Below are 24,696 nucleotides of genomic sequence, written 5' to 3'. Positions count from 1 at the left end.
GCGGCGTCAGGCGCGCAGCGACAGGTACGTCTCGATCAGGTGCTTGGTCGACGGGTCCTGCGCGTCGAGCGCCGCGGAATCGCCCTCGACGGCCGGCGCGATCTCGAGCGCGAGCTTCTTGCCGAGCTCGACGCCCCACTGGTCGAACGAGTCGATGCCCCAGACCACGCCCTGCACGAACGTGATGTGCTCGTACAGCGCGATGAGCTGGCCCAGCACCGACGGCGTGAGCGCAGCGGCGAGGATGGACGTCGTCGGGCGGTTGCCCGAGAAGACGCGCGCGGGGACGATCGCCTCGTCCGTGCCCTCGGCGCGCACCTCGTCGGCGGTCTTGCCGAACGCGAGCGCCTTGGTCTGCGCGAAGAAGTTCGCCAGGAACAGGCCGTGCACGTCCGTGCCGCCGTCCTGCAGCGGGTGGGCCGGGTTGGCGACGGCGATGAAGTCCGCCGGGATCAGGCGCGTGCCCTGGTGGATGAGCTGGTAGAACGCGTGCTGCCCGTTGGTGCCCGGCTCGCCCCAGAACACCTCGCCCGTGTCGGTGGTGACGGGCGAGCCGTCCCAGCGCACGGACTTGCCGTTGGACTCCATCGTCAGCTGCTGCAGGTACGCCGGGAACCGGTGCAGGTACTGCGCGTAGGGGAGCACGGCGTGCGTGTGCGCGCCCAGGAAGTTGACGTACCAGACGTTGAGCAGCCCCATGAGGACGGGCACGTTCCGCGCGAACGGCGTCGTCGCGACGTGCTCGTCGACCGCGTGGAAGCCCGCGAGGAAGTCACGGAACGCGTCGGGGCCGATCGCGATGGCGACCGACGTGCCGATCGCCGAGTCCACCGAGTAGCGGCCGCCGACCCAGTCCCAGAAGCCGAACGCGTTCGCCGGGTCGATGCCGAACGCCGCGACCTTGTCGAGCGCGGTCGACACCGCGACGAAGTGCTGCGCGACCGCGGCGGTGCGCGCCTCGTCGGTGTCCGCGATCGCGCCCGTGGCGACGAGCTGCTGCCACAGCCACTCGCGCGCGAGGCGCGCGTTGGTCAGGGTCTCGAGCGTGCCGAACGTCTTGGACGCGACGATGAACAGCGTCGTGGTGGGGTCGAGGCCCTTGACCTTCTCCGCGAGGTCGGTCGGGTCGATGTTCGAGACGAACCGCACCTCGAGGCCGTCCTGGACGTACGGCTTGAGCGCCTCGTAGACCATCACGGGTCCGAGGTCGGAGCCGCCGATGCCGATGTTGACGACCGTGCGCACGCGCTCACCGGTCACGCCGGTCCACTCGCCCGAGCGCACCGTGTCGGCGAACGCGTAGACCTTCTCGAGCTCGGCCTGCACGTCGGTGTCGACGTCCTGCCCGTCGACGACGAGCGCGGGGGAGGCCCCGGCCGGGCGGCGCAGCGCGGTGTGCAGCACCGCGCGGTCCTCGGTGACGTTGATGTGCTCGCCGCGCAGCATCGCCTGCAGGCGGTCCGCGACGCCGGTCTGCTCCGCGAGCTGCACCAGCAGCGCGAGCGTCTCGTCGGTCACGAGGTTCTTCGACAGGTCGACGTGCAGGTCCGCGAGGCGGAACGTCAGGCGCTGCGCACGCTGCGGGTCGGCGGCGAACCAGCCGCGCAGGTCCGGCGTGAGCGTCGACTCGTGCTCCGACAGGTCCTGCCAGGCGGGCGTCGTCGTGGGGTCGATCGGGGTGGTCACGGTGGGTCCCTCCGGGAAGTGACGAGGGCTCCCAACCTAGTGCGCACGCGGACGTCGCCGCACGGGACGTCCGTGGGACCCGGGCGGGCGACGTAGGGTCCCTGGCGTGCCTCGACGTGTCCCGGTCGCCCTGCTCGCCGCGCTGTCGCTCGTCGTGTCGTTCGCCGTCGCGCGGCTCACCGGGGTCCGCCTGCTCGGGGGAGCGGTGCTCGTGGCCGGTGCGGCGTGGTGCGTGGTGCGGGCGTGGCGGCCCGCGGGGCCGGTGCGCTGCGCCGCGCTCGTGCTCCTGGGCGCCGGCTGCTTCGTCGCGTCCCACGTGCTGGCCCGCACCTCTCTCGGTGCGTGGGCCTCGGTCGCGCTGGTCGCCGCCGTGCTGGGCGTCGCCACGTGGTTCCTGGTGGACGGGCGCTCGCGCGCCTGACCCCCGACGGGCGCGTCCGGACGCCACCGGCCGAGCGAACGGCCGGGGCGCGTGAGTCGGGCGCGTGACGTGACGGTCACGATGTGATCACGGTCACCGGTGCCTCTTGACCCGCGATTAATAAAGAAGGTCTACTAACAAACATGCCAGCGACCACCACGCAGCCCGGAGCCCGCGGACGAGCCCTGCGGCCCACCGCGAAGGTCCTGCCCGGGCACGCCCGCGTGCACAACCGGTCGCTCGTGCTCGCGCACCTGTTCCACACCGGCCCGTCGTCGCGCGCCGACATCGCGCGCAGCAGCGGGCTCACGCGCGTCACGGTCTCGACGCTCGTCGCCGACCTCATCGAGGAGGGGCTGGTCGAGGAGCTCGGCGTGCGGTCCGAGGGCAAGGTCGGCAAGCCCGCGACGCTCGTCGGGATGCGTACCGAGGCGTTCCAGGTGGTCGCGGTCGACCTGACGGACGACGCCACGATCCTCGGCGCCGTCCTCACGCTCACGGGCGAGGTCGTCTCGCGGCACGAGGCTCCCCTCGACGGGCGCTCGGGAGAGGCGGCAGTCGTCGCGCTCGAGGGGGTGTGCCGCGCGCTGCTGGCCGCCGCGGACCGTCCGGTGATCGGCGTCGGCATCGCCTCGCCCGGCGTCATCCGCACCGACGGGCTCGTCGTGCAGGCGCCCAACCGCGGCTGGTACGACCTGGACCTCGCCTCGCTGCTGCGCACCCGGCTCGGCGTCCCCGTGCACGTCGCGAACGACGCCAACGCCCGCGCGCTCGGCGAGTTCACCTACGGCAGCGCGTCCGGGTCCGGCTCGATGGTCGTGACCGTCGGGCAGGGTGTCGGTGCCGGGCTCGTCGTGGACGGTGCGCTCGTCCTCGGCCGCAACAACGCCGCGGGCGAGATCGGCCACGTGACGGTCGTCGACGCGACGACCCCCGGTGAGACGCCCGCCGCGTGCGCGTGCGGCCGCGCCGGCTGCCTCGAGACCGTGCTGAGCGTGCCGGCCCTGCGCCGGCGCGTCGCCGGCCTCGACCCCCAGGAGTCCGACGCCGCGCTGGCGTCGGTCGGACGGATGCTGGGCATCGCCCTGGCACCCGTCGTCAGCGCGCTCGACCTCGCGGAGGTCCTGCTCTCCGGCCCCACGGAGCTGCTGGACGGTCCCCTGCGCGAGGCGGCGCTCACGGCCATCCGGACCAGGACCATGCCCGTCATCGGGCGCGGCCTCGCGGTGCGGATGGGTTCGCTCGACGAGGACGGCGCGCTGGCCGGTGCGGCGGTGCTCGTCCTGTCGGGGCAGCTCGGGGTCACGTGACGACCCCGAGCCGCCCCCTTGCAGTGTCACGGCACCATCCCGGCGAACGCCGCCCCGGCGCTCGCCTCGCACTCGGGAGGAACCCCAACGTGAAGATGCTACGGTTCGCGGCCCTCGGCGTGGCGGCGACGCTCGCGCTGACCGCCTGCAGCTCCGGCTCGGACGAGCCGGCGGACGGCACGACGACCGCCGGCGGCGATGGCACGCAGGCCGCCGAGGCGGCCGACATCACCCTGTGGCTCGCCGGCGGCGACACCAACAAGGACCTGCGCACGTACCTCGTGGACACGTTCGCCGAGCAGAACCCCGGCTCGACGCTGACCATCGAGGAGGTCGCCTGGCCCGACCTGGTCACCAAGCTCACCACCGCGCTGCCCGACGCGGCGAACACGCCCGACGTCGTCGAGATCGGCAACACGCAGTCGCCGACGTTCACCACGGTCGGTGCGTTCCGCGACCTCACGCCGCTGTACGACGAGCTCGGCGGCGACAAGCTGCTCCAGTCGTTCGTCGACGTCGGGTCCGTCGACGGCAAGAACTTCGCGCTGCCGTACTACTTCGGCTCGCGCTACATGTTCTACCGCAAGGACATCTGGACGGCGGCGGGTGTCGAGGTGCCTCAGACGCTCGCCGAGTTCACCGAGGCCGTCGCCAAGCTCAAGACCGACACGCAGTCGGGCTTCGCGATGGGCGGCCAGGACTGGCGCAACGGCATCTCGTGGGTGTTCGCCAACGGCGGCGAGCTCGCGACCGTCGACGGCACCACGTGGACCTCGACGCTGTCCGACCCGAGCACCATCAAGGGCCTCGAGCAGTGGCAGGAGGTGTACCAGAAGGCGTCGAACCTGCCCTCGACCGAGCGCGACGTCGCGTACTGGGACTTCCTCAACGACGGCACCGACGGCACCGGTCCGGACGCCGCGACGATCATGGCGCCGGGCTGGGCGCGCTGGTCGATCGGCGACATCACCAAGAACGACGCGGGCGAGGAGGTGCGTGACGGCATGGCGGACGACACGAAGTTCGACATCTTCGCGCTCCCGGGCGTCGACGGCGGCATCGCGCCGGTGTTCGCGGGCGGCTCCAACATCGCCGTCTCGGCCAAGTCGCAGCACCCCGAGCTCGCCGAGAACCTCCTGCGGATCATCTTCTCGGAGGAGTACCAGACGATGCTCGGCGGCGCGGGCCTCGGCCCGGGCAACTCGGACTACGTGTCCTCGCTCGGCGACGACAAGTTCGCCCAGACGATGATCGAGACGGCCGCGGCCTCGAAGCTCACGCCGGCCGCGCCGGGCTGGGCCGCGATCGAGGGCGCGTTCGTCTACGAGGAGCTGTTCCAGAAGATCGCCGACGGCGGTGACGTGACCGCGCTGGCGAAGGAGTACGACGCCAAGCTCACGCCGATGCTCAACGGCGGCGCCGCGGGCTGACCCGCCGCGCCCGAGAACCGGCCGTCCGCGGGGGAGCCCCCTGCACCCCGCGGACGGCCCCCGGGCCGTGGCGCTCCGCGCACGGCCACGGACCCCAGGAGACCCCATGTCCCACGACGCCGCCCTCGGCGTGCCCGCGCACACCGACGGCGCCCCCACCCCACCGGCGGCCCGCCCGGCGACCGCACCCCGCGTGCGCCGGCGCCGCGCACCCGCCGCCCCCTACCTCCTGCTCGTCCCCGCGGTCGTCGCGCTGCTCGCAGGCCTCGCGTACCCCGTCGGCCGGCAGGTCGTCATGTCGCTGCAGAGGTACGGGCTCGAGCAGCAGTTCGGCCAGCCGCCGCAGTTCGTCGGGCTCGACAACTTCGTGCGCGTCTTCACCGACGACAGCCTGTGGGCGGTCGTCACGCGCTCGATCGTGTTCTGCCTCGTCAACGCGCTGCTCACGGTCGCGATCGGGCTGGCGTTCGCCCTGCTCATGCGCGCCGTGCACACCGCCGTGCGCCTCACGCTCCAGGTCTGCCTGCTCCTCGCGTGGGCCATGCCCATGGTCGCCGGCGTGACCGTGTTCAAGTGGCTGTTCGACTACCGCACGGGCGTCGTCAACTGGCTGCTCGTGCAGCTGGGCCTGGACGGGTTCCGCGACTTCTCGTGGCTGTCGCAGCCGTTCACGTTCTTCCTCGTCGCGACTCTCGTCATCGTCTGGATGTCGGTCCCGTTCGTGGCGCTGTCGATCTACGCGGGCCTGACCGCGGTGCCCGAGGAGGTCCTCGAGGCCGCGCGCATCGACGGGGCGTCGGGACGTCAGCAGCTGTGGCACATCCTGCTGCCGATGGTCAAGCCCGTGCTCTCGATCGTCCTGCTGCTGCAGGTCATCTGGGACCTGCGGGTGTTCGCGCAGATCCGCCTGCTGCAGGACGCCGGCGCCCCCGTCTCCGAGACCAACCTCCTCGGCAACTTCATCTACGAGCTCGGCATGAGCCGGCAGGACTTCGGTGGCGCGGCCGCGGTCTCGATCTTCGTCCTGCTCCTCACCGTCGCGCTGAGCTGGCCGTACGTCCGCAGTCTCCTGAAGGAGGACGCATGAGCGCCATCGCGCCCGCGCAGCCGTCGCGTCCCGCGACCGTCACCCGGTCCGCCGCGGCCCGCCCGCAGCACGCGCCCGGCCGCACCCGCCGTCGCGTGCGCGGCATCGCGCTCGGGGCGGTCGGCCTGGTGTGCGCGCTCGTCTGGGTGTTCCCCGTGTACTGGATGGTGCTCTCGGCGTTCACGCCCGCCGCGTACCTACGCTCGTCGACGCCCGAGTTCCTGCCGTTGCACGCGACCGGGGTCAACTTCTCCCGCGTGCTCGAGGGTGGCGGGTTCACGAGCGCGCTGCGCATGAGCCTCGCGGTCACCTCGCTCACCGTGCTGGCGGTCCTGGTGTTCGCGTTCTTCGGTGCGCTCGCCATCAGCCGGTGGCGGTTCCGCGGGCGCAGGTCGTTCGTGCTCGCGGTGCTGTTCATCCAGATGCTGCCCGCCGAGGGGCTGTTCATCGCGCAGTACAAGATGCTCTCGGGCGTGCACCTGCTCGACTCCGTCATCGGCGTCACCGTGCTCTACACCGCGGCGGTCATCCCGTTCACCATCTGGATGCTGCGCGGGTTCGTCGCGGGCGTGCCCGCCGAGCTCGAGGAGGCCGCGATGGTCGACGGCCTGTCCCGCACGCAGGCGTTCCTGCGCATCACGTTCCCGCTGCTCGCACCGGGCCTCGTCGCGTCGGGCGTGTACGCGTTCCTGCAGGCGTGGAACGAGTTCACGATCGCGCTCGTCGCGCTGCCGTCGCAGTCCAGCCAGACGTTGCCGCTGTGGCTGCGCGAGTTCCTGTCGGCGTCCGCGAACCGCGGCGTCGACTGGGGCCAGGTCATGGCCGCCTCGACGCTGATCGCGATCCCCGTGATCGTGTTCTTCCTGGTCGTGCAGGGCCGGATGACGTCCGGCCTGGTCTCCGGCGCGGTCAAGGGCTGAGCGATGACGGACCTCACGACGACCGGGCCCCCGAGCCCGGCGACGGGCCACGCGCTCGCCCCTCCCGCACCACGCCCCGGCGTCGGCGCGGGCCCGTCCGTGGGCGTCGACGTCGGCGGGACGACCACGGTCGCGGTCGTGCTGGACGACGAGGGTCGCGTGGGCGAGCGCGACGTCTCGCCGACACCGAGCGGCGCCACCGCGGTCGCGCAGCACGCCGCGGGGGCCGTCCGGCGCGCCGCGGCCCGTGCGGGCGTGGCGCTCGAGGACCTCACGGGCGTCGGCGTGGGCGTGCCCGGCGTGGTGGACCCCGGCGAGGGCACGGTCGCGAACGCGGTGAACCTCGGGATCGACCGGCCCGCGCCGCTCGCCGCCCTCGTCGCCGCCGCGCTCGCGGACGGCCGCGACGCGGCGCGCACCCCGCGTGTCGTCCTCGAGAACGACCTCAACGCGGCCGTCCTGGGCGCCGCGCACGTGCTGCGCGAGCGGTCGGGCGAGACGGTCGACGACCTCGCGTTCATCGCCCTCGGGACCGGGCTCGCGGCGGGCATCATGCTCGACGGTCGGCTGCGCCGCGGCCCGCACCGCGCCGCGGGCGAGATCGGCCACCTGCGCTACGTGCCCGACGGGCTGCCGTGCAAGTGCGGCCAGTCGGGCTGCCTCGAGCGGTACGCGTCCGGCTCGGCGCTCGACGCCGCGTGGGGACCCGCACGCTCGGGCCGGCCCGCGCCCGTGGAGGTCTTCGAGGCCGCGGCGGTGGGGGAGCCGCTGGCCGTGCGGGTGCGCGACGAGTTCGTCGCCGCGGTCGCCGGCGCGGTCCGCGTGCTGGTGCTCACGTGCGACGTCGGCCGGGTGGTCATCGGCGGCGGGGTCGCGCAGCTCGGCGAGCCGCTGCTGCACGCGCTCGTCGTCGAGCTCGAGCGGCAGGCCGCGTCGTCGCCGTTCCTGGCGGCGGCCGACCTGCCGGGCCGGGTCCAGCTCGCGCCCGCGGGACTGCCCGTGGGCGCCGTCGGGGCGGCGCTCGTCGCCCGAGGAGGTCGTTGATGGAGGTCGTGATCGCACCCGCGCCCGCGCTCGCGCGGCTCGCGGCGGACGCGGTCGAGCGGCTCGTGCGCGCCCGTCCCACCGCGGTGCTGGGGCTCGCGACGGGGTCCAGCCCGCTCGCGGTGTACGACGAGCTCGCGCGCCGCCACCGCGAGGACGGGCTGTCGTTCGCGCGCGTGCGCGCGTTCATGCTCGACGAGTACGTCGGGCTCCCGGCGGACCACCCGCAGCGGTACCGCAACGTCATCGAGGCCGAGATCGCCTCGCGGGTCGACCTCGCACCGGGCGCCGTCCTGGGGCCGGACGGGCTGGCGCAGGACCTCGCGGCCGCGTGCGCCGGCTACGAGCGCGCGATCGCGGACGCCGGCGGGGTGGACCTGCAGCTGCTGGGCATCGGGACGGACGGGCACGTCGCGTTCAACGAGCCGGGCTCGTCGCTCGCGTCGCGCACACGCATCAAGACGCTCACGCGCCAGACGCGTGAGGACAACGCGCGGTTCTTCGACGACGACGTGACGGCGGTGCCGACGCACTGCCTCACCCAGGGGCTCGCGACGATCATGGCGGCGCACCACCTGGTGCTGCTCGCGCAGGGCCGTAGCAAGGCCGAGGCGGTCCACCAGCTCGTCGAGGGGCCGGTGTCCGCGCTGTGGCCGGCCACCGTGCTGCAGCACCACCCGCACGTCACGGTGCTCGTGGACGACGCGGCGGCGAGCCGTCTGCAGCTGGCCGACTACTACCGCGAGACGTACGCGGCCAAGCCCGCGTGGCAGACGCTCTGACGTCGGCCGGGCGCGTCCCGCTGCGCGAGACCGACCCCCGTGGGGTGTCGGCCGTGCGACGTAGACTGCCCGACATGAGTGAACCGCAGTTCCCGCCCGCCGGCCCCGACGACCCGTTCGGCCCGGACCAGGCGACGGGGACCAGCGTCCTCGAGCGCACGGAGTCGACCGAGCAGGTCGAGCCGGGCGACCACGAGCGGTTCGCGCACTACGTGCGCAAGGAGAAGATCACGGAGTCCGCGGTGACCGGGAAGCCGGTCGTCGCGCTGTGCGGCAAGGTGTGGGTCCCGGGCCGGGACCCGAACAAGTTCCCCGTGTGCCCCACGTGCAAGCAGATCTACGAGGGTCTGCGGCCGCCGCAGGACGGCGACGGGCAGTCCGGCGGTGACGGCGGCTCCGGAGGCTCGGGCGGCGGGCGCCGCTGGGGCTTCGGGCGCGGCGGGCGTTGAGCGCCGCCTTCGAACCGTCCACCACGCACGCGTCGACGTCGGCGGCATCGCACCTGCCGCCGGCCTTCCCGTCGCGTGCGCCCTGGGGGACGGCGGGCAAGCTGCGGGCCTGGCAGGCCGAGGCGCTCGAGCTCTACCGGGCACGGGAGCCGCGGGACTTCCTCGCGGTCGCGACGCCCGGCGCGGGCAAGACGACGTTCGCGCTGCGCATCGCCACCGAGCTGCTCGAGCGGCGCGTGGTGCGCCGCGTCACAGTCGTGGCGCCCACCGACCACCTCAAGCGGCAGTGGGCGGACGCGGCCGCGCGCGTCGGGATCCGGCTCGACCCGAACTTCTCGAACGCGCAGGGGCGGCACGGGCACGGGTTCGACGGCGTGGCGGTGACGTACGCCCAGGTCGCGAACAAGCCGGCGCTGCACGCGGCCCGCACCACCGCGGCGCGCACGCTCGTGATCCTCGACGAGGTGCACCACGGCGGGGACGCGCTGTCCTGGGGCGACGGCGTGCGCGAGGCGTTCGAGGGCGCCGAGCGGCGCCTGGCGCTGACGGGCACGCCGTTCCGCTCGGACACCGCCGCGATCCCGTTCGTCACGTACGAGCGTGACGCGCACGGCATCCGCCGCTCGGTCGCGGACTACTCCTACGGCTACGGCGACGCGCTGCGCGACCACGTGGTGCGCCCGGTGATCTTCCTGTCCTACTCGGGCGCCATGCGCTGGCGCACGAAGACGGGCGACGAGGTCAGCGCCCGGCTCGGCGAGGCCATGACCAAGGACATGACCGCGCAGGCGTGGCGCACGGCGCTGGACCCGGGCGGCGAGTGGATCCCGGCCGTCATCCAGGCCGCCGACCGCCGGCTCACGGAGGTGCGGCGCAGCGTGCCGGACGCGGGCGCGATGATCATCGCGACCGACCAGACCGACGCGCGCGCGTACGCGGGCCACATCGCGCGGATCACGGGCACCTCGCCCACGGTCGTGCTGTCCGACGACGACGGCGCGAGCGACAAGATCGACGAGTTCTCCGCCGGCGACTCGCGTTGGCTCGTGGCGGTACGCATGGTCTCCGAGGGCGTGGACGTGCCCCGGCTGGCGGTGGGCGTGTACGCGACCAGCACGTCGACGCCGCTGTTCTTCGCGCAGGCCGTCGGGCGGTTCGTCCGGGCGCGCCGGCGGGGTGAGACGGCGTCGGTGTTCCTGCCGTCCGTCCCGCAGCTGCTCGAGCTCGCGAACACCCTCGAGGCCGAGCGCGACCACGCGCTCGACCGGCCGAGGACCGCGGAGGAGGACGGCGCGGGCTTCAACCCCGAGGACGCGCTGCTCGCCGCGGCGAACCGTGAGCAGAACGGGCCGGACGCGGTCGGCTCGGACGGCCTGCAGGGCACGTTCGAGGCGCTCGAGGCGCAGGCGTCGTTCGACCGCGTGCTGTTCGACGGCGGCGAGTTCGGCACGGGCGCGGAGGTGGGCTCCGACGAGGAGCTGGACTTCCTCGGCCTGCCGGGGCTGCTCGACGCCGACCAGGTGTCCGCGCTGCTGCGACAGCGCCAGGCCGACCAGCTCAAGGGCCGGCGGTCCGTCCGGACCGCGGCACCGGACCTCGAGGCGATGGACCACCGCCGGCAGGCGGAGCTGCGCAAGGAGCTCGCGCAGCTCGTGGGCGGGTGGGCGCGGCGCAGCGGGCAGCCGCACGGGTCGGTGCACGCGGAGCTGCGGCGGCGGTGCGGGGGGCCGGAGGTCGCTCTCGCGGACCCGGCGCAGCTCGAGGCGCGCATCGCGATGGTGCGCGGCTGGTTCGTCGGCAAGCGCTAGCTCGTCGGCAAGCGTTAGCTCGTCGGCACATGGTCAGCGGCGCCCTAATCGCTTGACGTTTCTCCTCCGGAAGGGCCGGCGCAACCCCCGTCTCAGGATATGGACGGCCTGCGCGCCGGACCTTGCGTGAGAACCCGCAGGTCAGCGCCGTGGACGCGCGTCCACATAGCAGCGGCCGATCCGCTCGCAAGTCGTGCGTTCGACGTGCCGATCGCCGCGGGGCGCGGGAACGTTGTCGTGCTCGAAGAACGCAAGGCTCCACGGAGAAATCCCACGGAACCGTACGAGCGGGCGCCGCGGACCGGCCCCGCTCCCTCCCGCCGGCAGTCCCCCTGCCGGCCGACGAAAGGGGTACGCGATGCCCTCGTGGCTCATCCTCGTCATCATCGGTGTCGTCCTGCTGGTCCTCGGCTTCGGCGGCCTCGGCCAGATCCTGATCTGGATCGGTCTCGCCGTCCTGGTCGTGAGCCTCGTCCTGGCCTTCGCGGGCCGTCGTCGCGTGTAGCGACGACCTCGGTGGGCGCGTGACGCGCCCGCGACATGACAGCGCGACACGACAGACGGACGCCGGCCCCCGCGACGGGGGCCGGCGTCCGTCGTGCGTGTCGGTCGTGCATGGGGCGGGGCCTGCGTCCGGGGACGCAGGACGTCAGTCGAGCGTGAGCGCGACCGTGGGCACCGCGGCCTCGTCGGCGGACAGGCGCCGCGCCCCCCGGGGCAGCTCGGCCCGGGACTCCTGGTGCCGCTCGGCGGCGGTCGTGACGCCTCGCGGACCCGTCCAGCGGGGGTCGACCTCGCCCTCCACGACGAGCGGCACGTGCAGCGGGCGCAGCACGCCGGGGCCGCGGTCGTCCGCGAACGACGCGAGCTCCGTGTCGGGCGACGCGGAGACGGCCCGCACCCGCTCGTCGGGCCCCGCGACGAGGACCTCCTCGACGGCCCGCCCGTCGACCGTGCGGCGTGCCGCGGCCTTGCGACCACCGACGCTGGTCTTGGCAGTGGAGGCCTTCGCGACGGGCTGCATGACCCCGTCCCGGTCCTCGCGCGCGACGAGCTTGTAGACCATCCCGCACGTGGGCGCGCCCGAGCCGGTGACGACCGACGTGCCGACGCCGTAGGAGTCGACGGGGGCGACGGCGAGCGCGGCGATGGCGTGCTCGTCCAGGTCGGACGTCACGGTGATCCGCACGGACCGCGCTCCGGCGGCGTCGAGCTGCGCGCGGACCTCGTGCGCGAGGACGGCCAGGTCGCCCGAGTCGAGCCGCACCGCGCCGAGGCCCGGCCCGGCGGCCTCGAGCGCCGCGGCGACACCGCTGCGGACGTCGTACGTGTCGACCAGGAGCGTGGTGCCGGCGCCGAGCGCGTCGACCTGCGACGCGAACGCGGCGGCCTCGTCGTCGTGCAGCAGCGTGAACGCGTGGGCGGCCGTGCCGATCGTCGGGATGCCGTAGCGGCGGCCCGCCTCGAGGTTCGAGGTCCCCGCGAACCCGGCGACCGCCGCGGCGCGCGCGGCGGCGACGCCCGCCCACTCGTGCGCGCGCCGCGAGCCCATCTCGAGGCACGGGCGGTCGAGCGCCGCGCTGGTCATGCGGGACGCCGCGGACGCCACCGCGGAGTCGTAGTTCAGGACGGAGAGCACGAACGTCTCGAGCAGCACCGCCTCCGCGAACGAGCCCTCGACGACGAGCACGGGGGACTGCGGGAAGAACACCTCGCCCTCGGCGTAGCCGACGACGGAGCCCGTGAACCGGTACCCCGCCAGGAACTCGAGCGTCGCGTCGTCGACGACGCGCTCGTCCGCGAGCCAGTCGAGCTCGGCCGTCCCGAACCGGAACCGGTCGAGCTCCTCGAGCACGCGTCCCGTGCCGGCCACCACCCCGTAGCGCCGCCCGGGCGGCAGGCGACGCGTGAACACCTCGAAGACGCACCGCCGCTGCGCCGTGCCGTCACGCAGCGCCGCCTGCAGCATGGTCAGCTCGTACCGGTCTGTCAGGAGCGCGGACGTGGCGTGCGTCGTCATGGCCACACGCTAGGGGTGAAGCACGTGTGCGCGCTGCCTAGAGTGGTCCCCGTGAGCTCGGCACCGCATCTCGACGAGGTCGTCGCCTCCGACGCGCAGACGTCGGTCGACGACCCGTGGGTGACGATCGTCTGGAACGACCCGGTCAACCTCATGACCTACGTGACGTACGTGTTCGAGTCGTACTTCGGGCACCCGCGCACGGTCGCCGAGCAGCTGATGCGGCGCGTGCACACCGAGGGCCGGGCGGTCGTCTCGCGCGGCACGCTCGAGGCGATGGAGGTCGACGTGCAGGCGATGCACGGGTTCGGGCTGTGGGCGACCCTGCAGCGCAGCGGGCACTGATGCGCGGGTTCGTCGCACGCCAGCAGGAGTACGTGGCGCGGCTCGACGCCGACGAGCGTGCGGTCCTCGCGGGCATCGCGTCCGAGGTCGCGGTGCTGCTCGGTGCCGAGAAGTTCCGCACGGCGGGCCGGTTGCGTACGGACGTGGGCGCGCCGTCCCACGCCGACGCCTCCGACGAGGTCGACGACGACGAGCTCGTCGAGGAGCCACCGCTGCACGCGCTCGGCTGGCCCTGGCAGCGACCGGTCGAGGCACCGACGGACCCCGCGGTGCGCCGGCTGCTGCCCGACGCGAGCGACGACCCGGAGCAGGCCGCGGAGTTCCGCCGCCTGACGGACGCCGACCTGCGGGCGCGCAAGATCGCCGGGCTGCGCACGTGGTGGCACGCGCTGCGCACACCGGGCGGGCGGCAGGGGGACGCGGTCGCCATCACGGCCGCGGAGGCCCCGGCCGTGGCGGCGGCGATGACGGACGTGCGGATCGTGCTGGCCGACCGCCTCGGGATCCGGACCGACGAGGACGGCGAGCGCGTCTACGCCGAGCTGCACGCGGCGTCCGGCCACGACGCGGGCGGCGGACGGGACGGCGGCGGCGTCGACGGCGGCGACGGTGGAGAGGCCGCGGCCGTGCGCCGCGCGTTCATCGGCGTGTACGCGATGCTCTCGGAGCTGCAGGAGACGCTCGTCACCGCGATGCTCGTCCGGGTCCGCTCGCGTGACGCGACACACGGCGGCCCCGGCCCCGGCCCGGAGGGACGCGGCGGATCCGCGGGCTAGGCTCGTCCGCGTGAACGACGCGCCCATCGGGATCTTCGACTCCGGCGTCGGGGGCCTGACGGTCGCGAGAGCGATCCTCGACCAGCTCCCGCACGAGTCGACGCTCTACATCGGCGACACCCTCAACACGCCGTACGGCACCAAGCCCCTGGCCGCCGTGCGCGCGTTCGCGCTGCAGGTGATGGACGACCTGGTCGACGCGGGCGTGAAGCTGCTGGTCATCGCCTGCAACACGGCGTCGGCGGCGATGCTGCGCGACGCGCGCGAGCGGTACACGCTGCGCCGCGGCATCCCCGTGGTCGAGGTGATCCTGCCCGCGGCGCGACGCGCGGTCGCCGCGACGCGCACGGGGCGGATCGGCGTGATCGCCACGCGGGCGACCGTCGAGTCGCTCGCGTACGACGACGCGTTCGCGGTCGCCCCCGGCCTGAGCCTCGTGACGCAGGCGTGCCCGCGGTTCGTGCCGCTCGTCGAGGCGGGCGTGACGTCCGGCCCCGAGGTGCTCGCGGTCGCGCACGAGTACCTCGACCCGGTGCGCGAGGCGGGGGTCGACACGCTCGTGCTGGGCTGCACGCACTACCCGCTGCTGACGGGCGCGATCTCGTACGTCATGGGCGAGGAGGTCACGCTCGTCTCGAGCGCCGAGGAGACCGCGAAGGACGTCTACCGCACGCTCGTCGCGCACGGTCTCGAGCGCTCTGTCGACGCCGGCCCGCCGCAGCACCGCTTCCTCGCGACGGGTGACCCGGAGTCGTTCCGGACGCTCGCCCGCCGGTTCCTGGGGCCCGAGGTCGACGCCGTCGAGCCCGCCGGGGCCCTGCGGTGACGGCACCCGTGACGCCAGCCGTGACGGCCCCGGTCGGTCCCACCAGTCCCGAGACCCGTCGTCGTCGCGCCGCGGAGGCCCCGAGATGAGACTCGTCGTGATCGGCTGCGCCGGCTCGTACCCGTCGGCGGAGGCGGCCGCGTCGTCGTACCTCGTGCAGGCCGACGACGCCGACGGGCGCACGTGGAACGTGCTGCTCGACATCGGCAATGGCGCGCTGAGCCCGCTGCAGCGCTACGGCGACCCGACGGCGCTCGACGCGGTCGCGGTCTCGCACCTGCACTCGGACCACGTCGCGGACCTCGTCGTGCTCAACGTGCTGCGCCGCTACCGGCCCGACGGTCCGCTGCCCGCGGTCGACGTGTGGGGTCCCGAGGGGACCCAGCAGCGGCTCGCGGACATGGCAGGCAAGGACCCGGCGACCGAGCTGGACGGGCAGTTCCGGTTCCGCACGTGGGACCCGGCCGCGCCGGTGCGCATCGGGCCGCTGACCCTCACACCGGTGCCGGTCGAGCATCCCGTGCCGGCGTTCGGCCTGCTCGTCTCGGGGCCCTCCGACGAGGACCCGTCGCGCGCCGTGACGCTCGGGTACACGGGCGACACGGACGAGTGTCCCGGCCTCGACACGCTCGCACGGACGGACCTGCTGCTGTGCGAGGCCGGGTTCCGGGACGGGCTGGACGACCACGTGCGGGGCATCCACCTGACCGGTGCACGGGCGGGGGCCGCAGCGGCGCGCGGGGGCAGCGGACGCCTGGTGCTGACGCACCTGACCGCGTGGGAGGACCCGCGTGACGTGGTCGCCCACGCGTCCCGCGCGTACGCGGGCCGGATCGACGTCGCGCGTCCCGGTGCGGTGTTCACGCTCTGAGCGCACCCCCGCGCGGCGTCGCGCGGCCCGGACCGCCGACGGGGCCGCGCGCCCGGGTCGTTAGGCTCGTGGCATGTCTTCCACCCCTGTGACCTCCGCGCGCCCGGACGGGCGTGCCGCCGACGAGCTGCGGCCCGTCACCATCACGCGCCGGTTCCTGACCGCCGGCGAGGGCTCGGTCCTCGTCGAGTTCGGGGGCACGAAGGTGCTGTGCGTCGCGTCCTTCACGGAGGGTGTCCCGCGCTGGCGCAAGGGCTCGGGGGAGGGCTGGGTCACGGCCGAGTACTCGATGCTGCCGCGCGCCACGGACAGCCGCTCGGACCGCGAGTCGGTGCGCGGCAAGGTCGGCGGCCGCACGCACGAGATCTCGCGGCTGATCGGCCGCTCGCTGCGCGCCGTCGTGGACGTCGCGGCCCTGGGCGAGAACACCGTCGTCCTCGACTGCGACGTGCTGCAGGCCGACGGCGGCACGCGCACCGCGTCGATCACCGGCGCCTACGTGGCGCTCGCCGACGCGGTGGCCTGGGCGGTCGACCGACGGATCGTCGCACCGGGTCGCCAGGTCCTGCGCGACTCGGTGTCGGCCGTGAGCGTCGGGATCGTCGACGGAGTGCCGGTGCTCGACCTGCCGTACGTCGAGGACGTGCGCGCCGAGACCGACATGAACGTCGTCGTGACCGGCTCGGGGGCGTTCGTCGAGGTGCAGGGCACCGCCGAGCATGCGCCGTTCGTGCGCAGCGAGCTGGACGCGCTGCTCGACCTCGCGCTCGCGGGCACCGCACGCCTCGCCGCGCTGCAGGCCGCCGCGCTCGCGGCGCCGCCCTCGGACGGCTCGGCGACGCGCGTCGAGGGCGTCGCGTGAGCGTCCCGGCCGGCGCGCGCCTGGTGCTCGCCACGCACAACGCGCACAAGGTCGGCGAGCTGCGCGCGATCCTCGCCCCCGTGCTCCCCGGCCTGGCGGCCGACGCGGTGGTGGGCGCCCGGGACGTCGGCGCGCCCGAGCCCGTCGAGGACGGCGTGACGTTCGAGCAGAACGCGCTGCTCAAGGCCCGCGCGCTCGCGGCGTTCACGGGTCTGCCCGCGGTCGCGGACGACTCCGGCCTGGCCGTGGACGTGCTCGGCGGCGCACCCGGCATCTTCTCGGCGCGCTGGGCGGGCCGGCACGGCGACGACGCGGCGAACCTCGAGCTGCTGCTCGCGCAGCTCGCCGACATCCACGACCCCCACCGCGGTGCGCGCTTCGTGTGCGCCGCCGCGCTCGTGACGCCCGACGGGTTCGAGCACGTCGAGACGGGCGCGCTCGTCGGGACGCTCGCGCTCGCGCCGCGGGGTGCCGGAGGCTTCGGGTACGACCCGGCGCTCGTGCCGCTCGGCGAGTCGCGCACGTGCGCCGAGCTCTCCGCGCAGGAGAAGAACGCGATCAGCCACCGGGGTCGGGCGTTCCGCGCGCTCGCGCCGGTCGTCGCGCGCGTCCTGGCCGGTCCCGACGAGGGCACCGGCGGCTGATGCCCGCCCCCGACGCCCTGCCGGGTGCGGTCCAGCTCGTCGCGGACGCCGTGACGTTCGGCTACCCGGGCCGGCCCGTGCTCGACCGGCTCGACCTGACCGTCTCGGCGGGTGAGCGGGTGGGCCTGGTCGGGGAGAACGGCGCGGGCAAGACGACGCTGCTGCGCGTGCTCGCGGGCGACCTCGCACCCTCGTCGGGCACGGTGCGGCGCTCGGGGTCGCTCGCGGTCGTCGACCAGGAGCTCGTCGTGCGCCCCGACGACACCGTCGGCACGCTCGTGCGCGGCACGGGCGCCGGCGTGCGTGCGGTCGCCGCGGAGCTCGAGTCGGTCATCGCCGCGTTCGACCACGAGACCGGCGACCTGGCCGCGCTCACCGCGGCGATGACGCGGTACGAGCAGCTCGCGGCGTGGGACGTGGACCGTCGCGTCGACGAGGCGCTCACGCGGTTCGGCGCCCCGCGCCAGCCGGACCGGCGCCTGGCCGAGCTGAGCGTCGGCGAGCGGTACCGCGTGCGCCTCGCGTGCCGCGTGGGCGAGCGCTCGGACGTGCTGCTGCTCGACGAGCCGACCAACCACCTCGACGCGGCGGGCATCGACTACCTCACCGGGCTGCTGCGCGAGTGGCCCGGGGCCGTCGTGATCGTCACGCACGACCGGCAGCTGCTCGACGACGTCATGACCGCGATCCTCGACCTCGACCCCGCGATGGACGGCCGCCCCGCCCTGTACGGGGCGACCCGCTACGCCGACTACCGGTTCGCGAAGGACCAGATGCTGCGCCGGTGGCGTGCCCGCTACCGGGCCGAGCGCAAGCGCGCGCTGCAGCTCGCGCAGCGCCTCGACGCGTCGTACGAGGGGCTGTCCGACGAGTGGCGCCCGCCCAAGGGCTCCGACAAGCACCGCCGCGGCACGCGCGCCCGCATCCACGTCAAGGCCGCCGACCGGCTCGTCCAGCGGCTCGAGGCACAGGCCGTCGCGGTGCCCGTGCCCCCGCCGACCCTGCAGTTCCCGGACCTGCCGAGCCTGCCGCGGCGCGCCTCGACGGGCGCGGACCCGGACCGCCCGCTCGACCCGGACGCGGACCGCCGGGCCGCGCACGCCGGCCCGCTGCTCGAGCTGCGCGCCCCGCGCGTGCTCGGCCCGCACGGGGTGCGGCTCGACCTGCCGGGGCGGCGCCTCGAGGTCGCCCCCGCGTCACGGCTCCTCGTCGTCGGACCGAACGGGTCCGGCAAGTCCACGCTGCTCGCCGCGCTCGTCGGCGCGTTGCCGCTCGACCGCGGGACGCGCACCGTCGCGCCCGGTGTGCGGCTCGGCGTGCTGGGGCAGGAGGGTCCCACGGAGCACGCCGACGCGACGGCCGGCCCGGCCGGGCTCGTCGCGGACGCGCCCCGCGGACCGTCGGCGTTCGACGCGTACGCGCGCCACGCGCTCGACCTGCTGGGGCAGGGGCTGCTCGACCCCGAGCAGCTCGTCCCCGTCGCCGCGCTCGGCCTGCTCACCGAGGAGGACCTCGAGCGTCCGGTGCGCGAGCTGTCCGTCGGGCAGCGCCGCCGGTTCGACCTCGCGTGCGCGCTGCTCGCGGCGCCGCACGTGCTGGTGCTCGACGAGCCGACCAACCACCTGTCGGTCGGCCTCGTCGACGAGCTCACGGCCGCCCTGCGCTCGACGTCCGCCGCGGTCGTCGTCGCGACCCACGACCGGCGCATGCGCGCCGACCTGGCGGACTGGCCGGTGCTCGACCTGACCTGACGACGGCCGCCGCGGCTCGGGGGCCCAGGGGCCCGGGGGCTCAGGGCAGGCGGCCCACGTGCGCCATCGCCTGGCGCAGCAGCACGCCCTGCCCGCCGGTCATCTCGACCTGCACCTGCTCGCCGCACGCCTCCTCCGGCGTCAGCCAGGCGAGGTCGATCGCGTCCTGCTGCGGGCGGCAGTCGCCCAGCACGGGCACGACGTACGCGAGCGACACCGCGTGCTGGCGGGGGTCGTGGTACGAGGTGATGCCCGGCGTGGGGAAGTACTCCGCGACCGTGAACGGCTGCGGTGAGGCGGGGATCTGCGGCAGCGCGACCGGCCCGAGGTCCTTCTCGATGTGCCGGACCAGGGCGTCCCGCACCCGCTCGTGGTACATCACGCGGCCCGAGACGAGCGCGCGCGACATCACGCCCTCGCGCGTCACGCGCAGCAGCAGCCCGACGGCGACGACGTCGCCGGAGTCGTCCACGCGCACCGGGACCGCGTCGACGTAGACGAGCGGCATGAGGCCACGCACGCGCGCGATCTCCTCGGGCGGGAGCCAGCCCGACGGGCGCTCGGGGGAGGGCGGGAACTCGGCCGTCTCGGTCACCGTGCCGTTCTACCGTGCTCGCCCGCGAACGGGTCACAGGCGCGCGCGGAGAGCCCGAATCGCCCCGGGCACGGGAATACCCCGAGCGTGCGACGCCTTCTAGCGGGCGGAACCCCCGAGACCCTGAAGGAGGGCCGCCATGGCCACCACGACGCTCACAGCCGACACCCTCGGCCAGACCATCGCCGACAACGACATCGTCCTCGTGGACTTCTGGGCGCAGTGGTGCGGGCCGTGCAAGCGGTTCGGTCCCGTCTTCGAGGCGTCGTCGCAGCAGCACCAGGACGTGGTGTTCGGCAAGGTCGACACCGAGGCCGAGCAGCAGCTCGCCGCCGAGCTCCAGATCTTCTCGATCCCGACGCTCATGGCCTTCCGCGAGGGCATCCTCGTCTTCAACCAGGCCGGTGCGCTGCCCGGGCCCGCGCTCGAGCAGGTCGTCCAGGCGGTCAAGGACCTCGACATGGACGAGGTCCGCGCGAAGATCGCCGCGGCCTCGGACGGTCAGGCCTGACCCTGCAGGCGGTCCTCGCCCGCTGACACGACGGCGCCCACCCCCGGCGGGGTGGGCGCCGTCGTCGTCTCACGGCCCCGCAGCGGGCGGGGGCCGGTCCGTCAGCAGCCCACGCGGCTGTCGGCGACGACGACGTCGTCGAACCACAGCGTGTCGGCGCCGTCGCCGTAGGACTCCCAGCCGAGCCGCAGGTCGGTGAGCCGGGGCGACCAGGCCTTGTTCAGCCACTGGCCGTCGATGTCGTGCGTCGGCGTGCCGTCGACGATCAGGCCCGGCACGGCCCAGCCGTCGAGGTACGTCGTCAGACGCCCCGCGGCGCCCTCGACGAGCACCTCGGCGCAGTGCCACGACCCGCCCGCGGGCAGCTGCGCGGTCCGGGTCAGACCGGCGGGGCTCTGCTCGGGCAGCGTCGCGTCGTCCGACGAGCGGTTCCACTGCATCAGCGCGTTCTGGCCTCCCATGCGCAGGTCACGGTTGCCGTCGTTCGCGTCCCGCATCGCCAGGTACGTCGTGTGCGAGACGGGCAGGGCGGTGGTGTGGCGGACCCAGAACCGCACGTACACCGTGCGCGGCAGCGGGGCGCTCGGCTGCGCCTGGACGAACACGTGGTTGCAGTAGCCGGCCCCGCCGTCGACGCGCAGCGACCGGCTGCCGGAGTGCGCGACCGTCGAGTCGACGACGGCCCGCCCGCTGCCCGAGCAGTCGGGGTACGTCACGGCCCAGGTGCCGGACGGTGTGGCGCTCGTCTGGGTCTCCAGCCCGTCGCAGAACACCGCGGTGCCGCACGTCGCCGGCGTCGTCGTGGGGTCGTCCGTGGGGTCCTGCGTCGGCTCGTCGGTCGGGTCCTGCGTCGGCTCGGTGGTGGGCTCGTCGGTCGGGTCCTGCGTGGGGTCGTCCGTCGGGTCCTGCGTCGGCTCGTCGGTCGGGTCGACGGTCGGGTCCGGCGTCGGCGTCGTGCCCCCGTTGCACGCGACACCGTCGAGCGCGAAGTCGGTCGGCGCCGCGTTCTCGCCCGTCCACGTGCCCTGGAACCCGAACGACGTCGTGGCGCCGGCGGCGAGCTCGCCGTTCCACGGCGCGTTCGTCACGGTCACCGCCGAGCCCGACTGCGTGACGGTCGAGCTCCACGCCTGGGTGACGCGCTGGCCCGACGGCCAGGTCCAGGTGAGCGTCCAGCCGTGCGTGGCCGCGCCGGGCGTCACCCGGACGTCGGCGGTGAAACCGCCCGGCCAGGAGCTGGTGCTCCAGGCCACCTGGCAGCCTGCCGCCTGGGCGGCGCTCCCGGTCGCGACCGCCGCGACCGTCGCGCCCAGCGCGGCCGCGACCGCGGTCGTCGCCGCCAGCGCCGCGCGCCAGAACCTCGTCGTGCTGGGATGCATCGCGTACGTCCTCTCGTGGGGCCCACCCGCGCGGGACCCGCGCGGGTGGGCCGTCTGCCCCTTGTGGGCAGCCTCGCCACCGGGTAGAGGACGGCGTAACCCTCCCAATCGCTTCACACGGGCCGGGGGAGCCGACCCGCGGCCGGCGTCAGTACGGGCGGGCGTCGACGTCGGCCTGCGTCGCGGAGGAGTCGAACGCGCGGTCCATGACGATGAACCGGCGCGGCAGGTCGACGCCCTGGTGCGCCTTCGTCACGGCGTCGAGGACCTGCTCGCCGAACGCGGGGTTGCACTCCACGACGTAGCCGATCTCCCCGTCGACGAGGGCCTGCAGGCTCGCGCGGCTCCCCCCGATCGCGACGACGACGACGTCCTCGCCCGGGACCTTGTCGGCGGCCGTGACCGCCTCGACCGCGCCCAGCGCCATGTCGTCGCCGTGCGCGAGGACGACGTCGAGCTCGGGGTGGGCCTCGAGCAAGGCGGCCGTCGCGGCCCGCCCGCCGGCGCGCGTCCCGTCGCCCGCCGCCTTGCCCACGACGTTCTTGGCCCCGACGGCGGACGCGAAGCCGGTCGCGCGGTCGCGCTGCGGCCGCGAGTCGGCCGCCCCCACGACCTGGGCGACCTGCGCGTCGGGGCGGTGCGCCACGACCCACTCGCCCGCGGCGACGCCCTCGCCCTCGAAGTCGTGGCCGATCCACGTGAGGTAGGGCTCGACGACGAGGCTGTCGAGCGCGCCGTCGACGAGCACCAGCGGGATGCCCGCGTCCTTGACCTCCTGGAGCACCTCGTCCCAGCCCGTCTCGACCGCCGGCGAGAAGACGATCACGTCGACCCCTTGCTCGACGAACCCGCGCAGGGCCGCGACCTGCTCGGCCTGCGTGCGCTGCGTGTCCGCGACGACGAGCTCGACGCCGTTCTCGGACGTGAGGTTCGCCCGCAGCGACGCGGTGCTCGCGTCGCGCCAACCCTCGTCGGCGCCCGGCCGCTGCGCGAACCCGACCGTGACGAGCCCGCCGGCACCGCTGCCCGCGGCGGACGCCGCGTCGGAGGTGTCGGCGCTCGCGGTGGCGCTGCACGCCGCGAGGGCGGCCGCGAGGAACCCCGTCATCAGGGTTGCTGCGGCACGGGCGCGCGGGGACGTTCTGGACATGCGATCTCCTCATCGGTGCCGAGTCACGACGGACTCGCGTGGGGCCGACCGGCAGTCAGGGGACGACGCACGTCTGCGTCGCGAGGCCGGTGTGTGAGCGCGCTCCCACGGAGAGGATATGAAGCACTTCGGGCGACACGGACCGGTTTGGCCGACGACGTTTCAGGTGAAACGTGCCAATGTGCCGATTTGTTGGTTCGGCTGGGCAATTGTCTGGGTGTGTCCACGCGACCGGTCCGCATGGCGAGACGCGGACGGCGTGAGACCGGTCGCGAGGCCGGTCGTGAGGCCGGTCGGTGCTCGACACCCGCGAGGAGGCGGAGCCCCGGCGCGCCACGAGCGGGGGGCACTGCGCGGTGCGGAAGACGGGAGTCGAACCCGCACGCCCGCGAGGGCACCAGGACCTAAACCTGGCGTGGCTGCCGTTTCACCACTTCCGCCGGGGCGCCGATCCTCCCACACCCCGTCATGACCGGTCAGGCCATGACCGGTCAGGCGATGCCGAGGTCCCGGCGCAGCTTCGCGACGTGGCCCGTCGCGCGCACGTTGTACTGCGCGAGCTCGACCACGCCGTCCGCGTCGAGCACGACCGTCGATCGGATGACGCCGGTGACCGTCTTGCCGTACAGCTGCTTCTCGCCGTACGCACCCCACGCCTGCAGGGTCTCGCGCGACTCGTCGGACACCAGCGGGAAGGTCAGGTGCTCCTCGGCGGCGAACGCCGCGAGCTTCGCCACCGGATCGGGTGACACGCCGACGACCGTCAGGCCCGCTCCCTGAAGTGCCGCGAGCGAGTCGCGGAAGTCGCACGCCTGCTTCGTGCAGCCCGGCGTCCCCGCGGCCGGGTAGAAGTACACGACCACCCGGCGCCCGCGCAGGTCCGAGAGCGTCAGCGAGCCGCCGTCCGCCGTGGGCAGCGTGAAGTCGGGTGCGACGTCGCCGACGGCGAGGCGGGGCATGAGGTCTCCTTGCGGGCTGACGGCAGGTGGGGCGGCGACCGCCCGGTCACCGGCTGGCGTCAGCCTACGGCGCGCGGGGTAGCGTCGGCGCGTGAGCACGACGCCCGAGCCCCAGCCTGCGACGACCACGAGCCCCACCCCGAGCCCCGGTGCCGGGCCCCTGCCGATCCGCATGCTCAACGACCGGCTCCTCGTCGAGCTCGACGACGACGCGGCGGAGCGGCGCTCGGCCGCCGGCATCGTCATCCCCGCCACGGCGGCGGTCGGCAAGCGGCTCGCGTGGGCCCGCGTGCGTGCCGTGGGTCAGCACGTGCGGCAGGTCGAGGTCCAGGACCGCGTGCTGTTCGACCCGGAGGACCGCGCCGAGGTCGAGCTGGAGGGGGCGACGTACGTGCTGCTGCGCGAGAAGGACGTGCACGCGGTCGCCGCCCCGCGCGCGACCGGGGAGGGCACCGGCCTGTACCTGTGAGCCGCACGATCTGTGTGGATTCCGTGGAGGAGCGGTCCTCGACGGGCGACTGCCAGGTTCGGGTGGTGTGCTGACGCTCGGCGGCCAGGGGGCGCGGACGGTCGCCGGTCCCCGAGGAGGAGTCCATGAGCGACCTCGCCGCGCGGCCGCCCGTGCCGTCAGGACGCCCGCCGACCGTGCCGGATGTCGACGTGAGCCCCGAGCGCATCCATGCGCTCCTCGAATCGCGCGTCCCGCTCGCGCTCGTCGCGGACCTCACCGCGCCCGGCCCGACCGCGGCCCGGCTCGTGCGTGAGGAGTCCGTGCCGCAGTGGCCGCGCTCGTGACCCTCGTCCGTGACACTCGCCCGTGACCCTCGTCACGACGCAGGGCACCGGTTCGCTCGCAGGGCCGCAGGGCTGCTAACGTTCTTTCCCGCGCGGCACTAGCTCAACTGGCAGAGCAGCTGACTCTTAATCAGCGGGTTCAGGGTTCGAGTCCCTGGTGCCGTACCACCTCACGAGGCCCCCGGTCGATGCCGGGGGCCTCGTGCCGTTCCCGGACGCGCGCGTCGTCGTGACCGCCGTCAGCCGTGACCACCCGTCAGCCGTGACCACCGTCA

General features: G+C 74.3%; 26 protein-coding genes and 2 tRNA genes. 21 read left to right on the top strand and 7 right to left on the bottom strand.

The annotated features are described in order from the left end of the window. Positions 1–6 precede the first annotated feature (6 nt). The gene (pgi, locus tag ACT17Q_RS10900) at positions 7–1,686 is read right to left on the bottom strand and encodes a glucose-6-phosphate isomerase (RefSeq protein ID WP_444662397.1); all 1,680 of its coding nucleotides are present in this window, start codon (positions 1,684–1,686) and stop codon (positions 7–9) included. A gap of 106 nt (positions 1,687–1,792) precedes the next feature. On the opposite strand from pgi, the gene ACT17Q_RS10895 reads away from it, so the two are divergent. From ACT17Q_RS10895 to ACT17Q_RS10850, 10 genes are all read left to right on the top strand, one after another. Further along, a complete protein-coding gene (locus ACT17Q_RS10895; protein WP_444662395.1) occupies positions 1,793–2,107 on the top strand; it encodes a hypothetical protein in 315 nt (104 codons plus the stop codon). 143 nt (positions 2,108–2,250) lie between these two features. Continuing rightward, entirely contained in the window at positions 2,251–3,417 is a 1,167-nt protein-coding gene (locus ACT17Q_RS10890) for an ROK family transcriptional regulator (protein WP_094179618.1), read from the top strand. A gap of 95 nt (positions 3,418–3,512) precedes the next feature. Continuing rightward, the gene (locus ACT17Q_RS10885; protein WP_094182068.1) at positions 3,513–4,847 is read left to right on the top strand and encodes an extracellular solute-binding protein; all 1,335 of its coding nucleotides are present in this window, start codon (positions 3,513–3,515) and stop codon (positions 4,845–4,847) included. A gap of 106 nt (positions 4,848–4,953) precedes the next feature. Then, positions 4,954–5,934 carry a carbohydrate ABC transporter permease gene (locus ACT17Q_RS10880; protein ID WP_094179619.1) on the top strand — a complete coding sequence of 327 codons (981 nt, stop codon included), beginning with the start codon at positions 4,954–4,956 and terminating at the stop codon, positions 5,932–5,934. Continuing rightward, entirely contained in the window at positions 5,931–6,854 is a 924-nt protein-coding gene (locus tag ACT17Q_RS10875; protein WP_444662393.1) for a carbohydrate ABC transporter permease, read from the top strand. The genes ACT17Q_RS10880 and ACT17Q_RS10875 overlap by 4 nt, the downstream gene beginning before the upstream one ends. Before the next feature lie 3 nt (positions 6,855–6,857). Continuing rightward, positions 6,858–7,898 (top strand): ROK family protein, encoded by a 1,041-nt coding sequence (locus ACT17Q_RS10870; protein WP_444662392.1) that lies wholly within the window; start codon positions 6,858–6,860, stop codon positions 7,896–7,898. Then, a complete protein-coding gene (gene nagB / locus ACT17Q_RS10865) occupies positions 7,898–8,680 on the top strand; it encodes a glucosamine-6-phosphate deaminase (protein WP_444662391.1) in 783 nt (260 codons plus the stop codon). The genes ACT17Q_RS10870 and nagB overlap by 1 nt, the downstream gene beginning before the upstream one ends. A gap of 74 nt (positions 8,681–8,754) precedes the next feature. Continuing rightward, positions 8,755–9,129, top strand: coding sequence for a DUF3039 domain-containing protein (locus ACT17Q_RS10860; protein ID WP_094179623.1), 375 nt, complete (start codon positions 8,755–8,757; stop codon positions 9,127–9,129). After that, positions 9,126–10,937, top strand: a complete 1,812-nt coding sequence (locus ACT17Q_RS10855; RefSeq protein ID WP_444662388.1) for a DEAD/DEAH box helicase — start codon at positions 9,126–9,128, stop codon at positions 10,935–10,937. Before ACT17Q_RS10860 ends, ACT17Q_RS10855 begins: the two co-directional genes overlap by 4 nt. Before the next feature lie 358 nt (positions 10,938–11,295). Beyond that, a complete protein-coding gene (locus tag ACT17Q_RS10850; protein WP_444662387.1) occupies positions 11,296–11,442 on the top strand; it encodes a hypothetical protein in 147 nt (48 codons plus the stop codon). Between the two features lie 144 nt (positions 11,443–11,586). Here the strand turns inward: ACT17Q_RS10850 and ACT17Q_RS10845 are convergent, their stop codons facing one another. Then, a complete protein-coding gene (locus ACT17Q_RS10845) occupies positions 11,587–12,957 on the bottom strand; it encodes a nicotinate phosphoribosyltransferase (protein WP_444662385.1) in 1,371 nt (456 codons plus the stop codon). Positions 12,958–13,008: 51 nt separating this feature from the next. Here ACT17Q_RS10845 and clpS point away from each other — a divergent pair, with 51 nt between their 5' ends. The 7 genes from clpS (at position 13,009) to ACT17Q_RS10810 (ending at position 19,032) form a co-directional block, all read left to right on the top strand. After that, entirely contained in the window at positions 13,009–13,302 is a 294-nt protein-coding gene (gene clpS / locus ACT17Q_RS10840) for an ATP-dependent Clp protease adapter ClpS (protein WP_094182069.1), read from the top strand. After that, entirely contained in the window at positions 13,272–14,078 is an 807-nt protein-coding gene (locus ACT17Q_RS10835) for a DUF2017 family protein (protein WP_444662383.1), read from the top strand. The genes clpS and ACT17Q_RS10835 overlap by 31 nt, the downstream gene beginning before the upstream one ends. A gap of 10 nt (positions 14,079–14,088) precedes the next feature. Further along, positions 14,089–14,904 carry a glutamate racemase gene (gene murI, locus ACT17Q_RS10830; protein ID WP_094179626.1) on the top strand — a complete coding sequence of 272 codons (816 nt, stop codon included), beginning with the start codon at positions 14,089–14,091 and terminating at the stop codon, positions 14,902–14,904. Between the two features lie 85 nt (positions 14,905–14,989). Next, the gene (locus ACT17Q_RS10825) at positions 14,990–15,775 is read left to right on the top strand and encodes an MBL fold metallo-hydrolase (protein ID WP_268531358.1); all 786 of its coding nucleotides are present in this window, start codon (positions 14,990–14,992) and stop codon (positions 15,773–15,775) included. Positions 15,776–15,848: 73 nt separating this feature from the next. Beyond that, on the top strand, positions 15,849–16,637 hold the full coding sequence (rph, locus tag ACT17Q_RS10820) for a ribonuclease PH (RefSeq protein WP_444662380.1): 789 nt from the start codon (positions 15,849–15,851) through the stop codon (positions 16,635–16,637). Next, positions 16,634–17,281, top strand: coding sequence for an RdgB/HAM1 family non-canonical purine NTP pyrophosphatase (gene rdgB / locus ACT17Q_RS10815; protein WP_444662378.1), 648 nt, complete (start codon positions 16,634–16,636; stop codon positions 17,279–17,281). Before rph ends, rdgB begins: the two co-directional genes overlap by 4 nt. Then, a complete protein-coding gene (locus tag ACT17Q_RS10810) occupies positions 17,281–19,032 on the top strand; it encodes an ABC-F family ATP-binding cassette domain-containing protein (RefSeq protein WP_444662376.1) in 1,752 nt (583 codons plus the stop codon). The genes rdgB and ACT17Q_RS10810 overlap by 1 nt, the downstream gene beginning before the upstream one ends. A gap of 40 nt (positions 19,033–19,072) precedes the next feature. Here ACT17Q_RS10810 and ACT17Q_RS10805 read toward each other — a convergent pair whose 3' ends face one another. Continuing rightward, positions 19,073–19,627 carry an NUDIX hydrolase family protein gene (locus ACT17Q_RS10805; protein ID WP_094179631.1) on the bottom strand — a complete coding sequence of 185 codons (555 nt, stop codon included), beginning with the start codon at positions 19,625–19,627 and terminating at the stop codon, positions 19,073–19,075. A 139-nt stretch (positions 19,628–19,766) separates the two neighbouring features. Between ACT17Q_RS10805 and trxA the strand changes: the two genes are divergently transcribed. Then, positions 19,767–20,138, top strand: coding sequence for a thioredoxin (gene trxA, locus ACT17Q_RS10800; RefSeq protein WP_094179632.1), 372 nt, complete (start codon positions 19,767–19,769; stop codon positions 20,136–20,138). A gap of 101 nt (positions 20,139–20,239) precedes the next feature. Here the strand turns inward: trxA and ACT17Q_RS10795 are convergent, their stop codons facing one another. The 4 genes from ACT17Q_RS10795 to ACT17Q_RS10780 form a co-directional block, all read right to left on the bottom strand. Continuing rightward, positions 20,240–21,517, bottom strand: a complete 1,278-nt coding sequence (locus tag ACT17Q_RS10795; protein WP_094179633.1) for a cellulose binding domain-containing protein — start codon at positions 21,515–21,517, stop codon at positions 20,240–20,242. Positions 21,518–21,665: 148 nt separating this feature from the next. Then, entirely contained in the window at positions 21,666–22,667 is a 1,002-nt protein-coding gene (locus ACT17Q_RS10790; RefSeq protein WP_444662373.1) for a substrate-binding domain-containing protein, read from the bottom strand. 357 nt (positions 22,668–23,024) lie between these two features. Then, positions 23,025–23,107: transfer RNA gene (locus tag ACT17Q_RS10785), tRNA-Leu, on the bottom strand. 51 nt (positions 23,108–23,158) lie between these two features. Further along, complete coding sequence (locus ACT17Q_RS10780) at positions 23,159–23,626, bottom strand: peroxiredoxin (protein ID WP_094179635.1); 468 nt, start codon at positions 23,624–23,626, stop codon at positions 23,159–23,161. A 172-nt stretch (positions 23,627–23,798) separates the two neighbouring features. Here ACT17Q_RS10780 and ACT17Q_RS10775 point away from each other — a divergent pair, with 172 nt between their 5' ends. From ACT17Q_RS10775 to ACT17Q_RS10765, 3 genes are all read left to right on the top strand, one after another. Continuing rightward, on the top strand, positions 23,799–24,095 hold the full coding sequence (locus tag ACT17Q_RS10775; protein WP_094182071.1) for a co-chaperone GroES: 297 nt from the start codon (positions 23,799–23,801) through the stop codon (positions 24,093–24,095). Positions 24,096–24,220: 125 nt separating this feature from the next. After that, complete coding sequence (locus ACT17Q_RS10770; protein WP_268531354.1) at positions 24,221–24,421, top strand: hypothetical protein; 201 nt, start codon at positions 24,221–24,223, stop codon at positions 24,419–24,421. A gap of 92 nt (positions 24,422–24,513) precedes the next feature. Further along, positions 24,514–24,589, top strand: a tRNA-Lys gene (locus ACT17Q_RS10765). Positions 24,590–24,696 lie beyond the last annotated feature (107 nt).

The sequence above is a fragment of the Cellulomonas sp. CW35 genome (assembly GCF_052378485.1).
GTDB lineage: Bacteria > Actinomycetota > Actinomycetes > Actinomycetales > Cellulomonadaceae > Cellulomonas > Cellulomonas uda.
This window is presented reverse-complemented; position numbering and strand designations above follow the sequence as displayed.

Bases quoted from the DNA above. Each gene is read 5' to 3' on its own strand.
- ACT17Q_RS10890 (WP_094179618.1), top strand. From the start codon at position 2,251: ATGCCAGCGACCACCACGCAGCCCGGAGCCCGCGGACGAGCCCTGCGG.
- ACT17Q_RS10885 (WP_094182068.1), top strand. From the start codon at position 3,513: ATGCTACGGTTCGCGGCCCTCGGCGTGGCGGCGACGCTCGCGCTGACC.
- ACT17Q_RS10880 (WP_094179619.1), top strand. From the start codon at position 4,954: ATGTCCCACGACGCCGCCCTCGGCGTGCCCGCGCACACCGACGGCGCC.
- ACT17Q_RS10875 (WP_444662393.1), top strand. From the start codon at position 5,931: ATGAGCGCCATCGCGCCCGCGCAGCCGTCGCGTCCCGCGACCGTCACC.
- ACT17Q_RS10870 (WP_444662392.1), top strand. From the start codon at position 6,858: ATGACGGACCTCACGACGACCGGGCCCCCGAGCCCGGCGACGGGCCAC.
- nagB (WP_444662391.1), top strand. From the start codon at position 7,898: ATGGAGGTCGTGATCGCACCCGCGCCCGCGCTCGCGCGGCTCGCGGCG.
- ACT17Q_RS10860 (WP_094179623.1), top strand. From the start codon at position 8,755: ATGAGTGAACCGCAGTTCCCGCCCGCCGGCCCCGACGACCCGTTCGGC.
- ACT17Q_RS10850 (WP_444662387.1), top strand. From the start codon at position 11,296: ATGCCCTCGTGGCTCATCCTCGTCATCATCGGTGTCGTCCTGCTGGTC.
- ACT17Q_RS10845 (WP_444662385.1), bottom strand. From the start codon at position 12,957: ATGACGACGCACGCCACGTCCGCGCTCCTGACAGACCGGTACGAGCTG.
- ACT17Q_RS10825 (WP_268531358.1), top strand. From the start codon at position 14,990: ATGAGACTCGTCGTGATCGGCTGCGCCGGCTCGTACCCGTCGGCGGAG.
- rph (WP_444662380.1), top strand. From the start codon at position 15,849: ATGTCTTCCACCCCTGTGACCTCCGCGCGCCCGGACGGGCGTGCCGCC.
- ACT17Q_RS10810 (WP_444662376.1), top strand. From the start codon at position 17,281: ATGCCCGCCCCCGACGCCCTGCCGGGTGCGGTCCAGCTCGTCGCGGAC.
- trxA (WP_094179632.1), top strand. From the start codon at position 19,767: ATGGCCACCACGACGCTCACAGCCGACACCCTCGGCCAGACCATCGCC.
- ACT17Q_RS10795 (WP_094179633.1), bottom strand. From the start codon at position 21,517: ATGCATCCCAGCACGACGAGGTTCTGGCGCGCGGCGCTGGCGGCGACG.
- ACT17Q_RS10790 (WP_444662373.1), bottom strand. From the start codon at position 22,667: ATGTCCAGAACGTCCCCGCGCGCCCGTGCCGCAGCAACCCTGATGACG.
- ACT17Q_RS10780 (WP_094179635.1), bottom strand. From the start codon at position 23,626: ATGCCCCGCCTCGCCGTCGGCGACGTCGCACCCGACTTCACGCTGCCC.
- ACT17Q_RS10775 (WP_094182071.1), top strand. From the start codon at position 23,799: ATGCTCAACGACCGGCTCCTCGTCGAGCTCGACGACGACGCGGCGGAG.
- ACT17Q_RS10770 (WP_268531354.1), top strand. From the start codon at position 24,221: ATGAGCGACCTCGCCGCGCGGCCGCCCGTGCCGTCAGGACGCCCGCCG.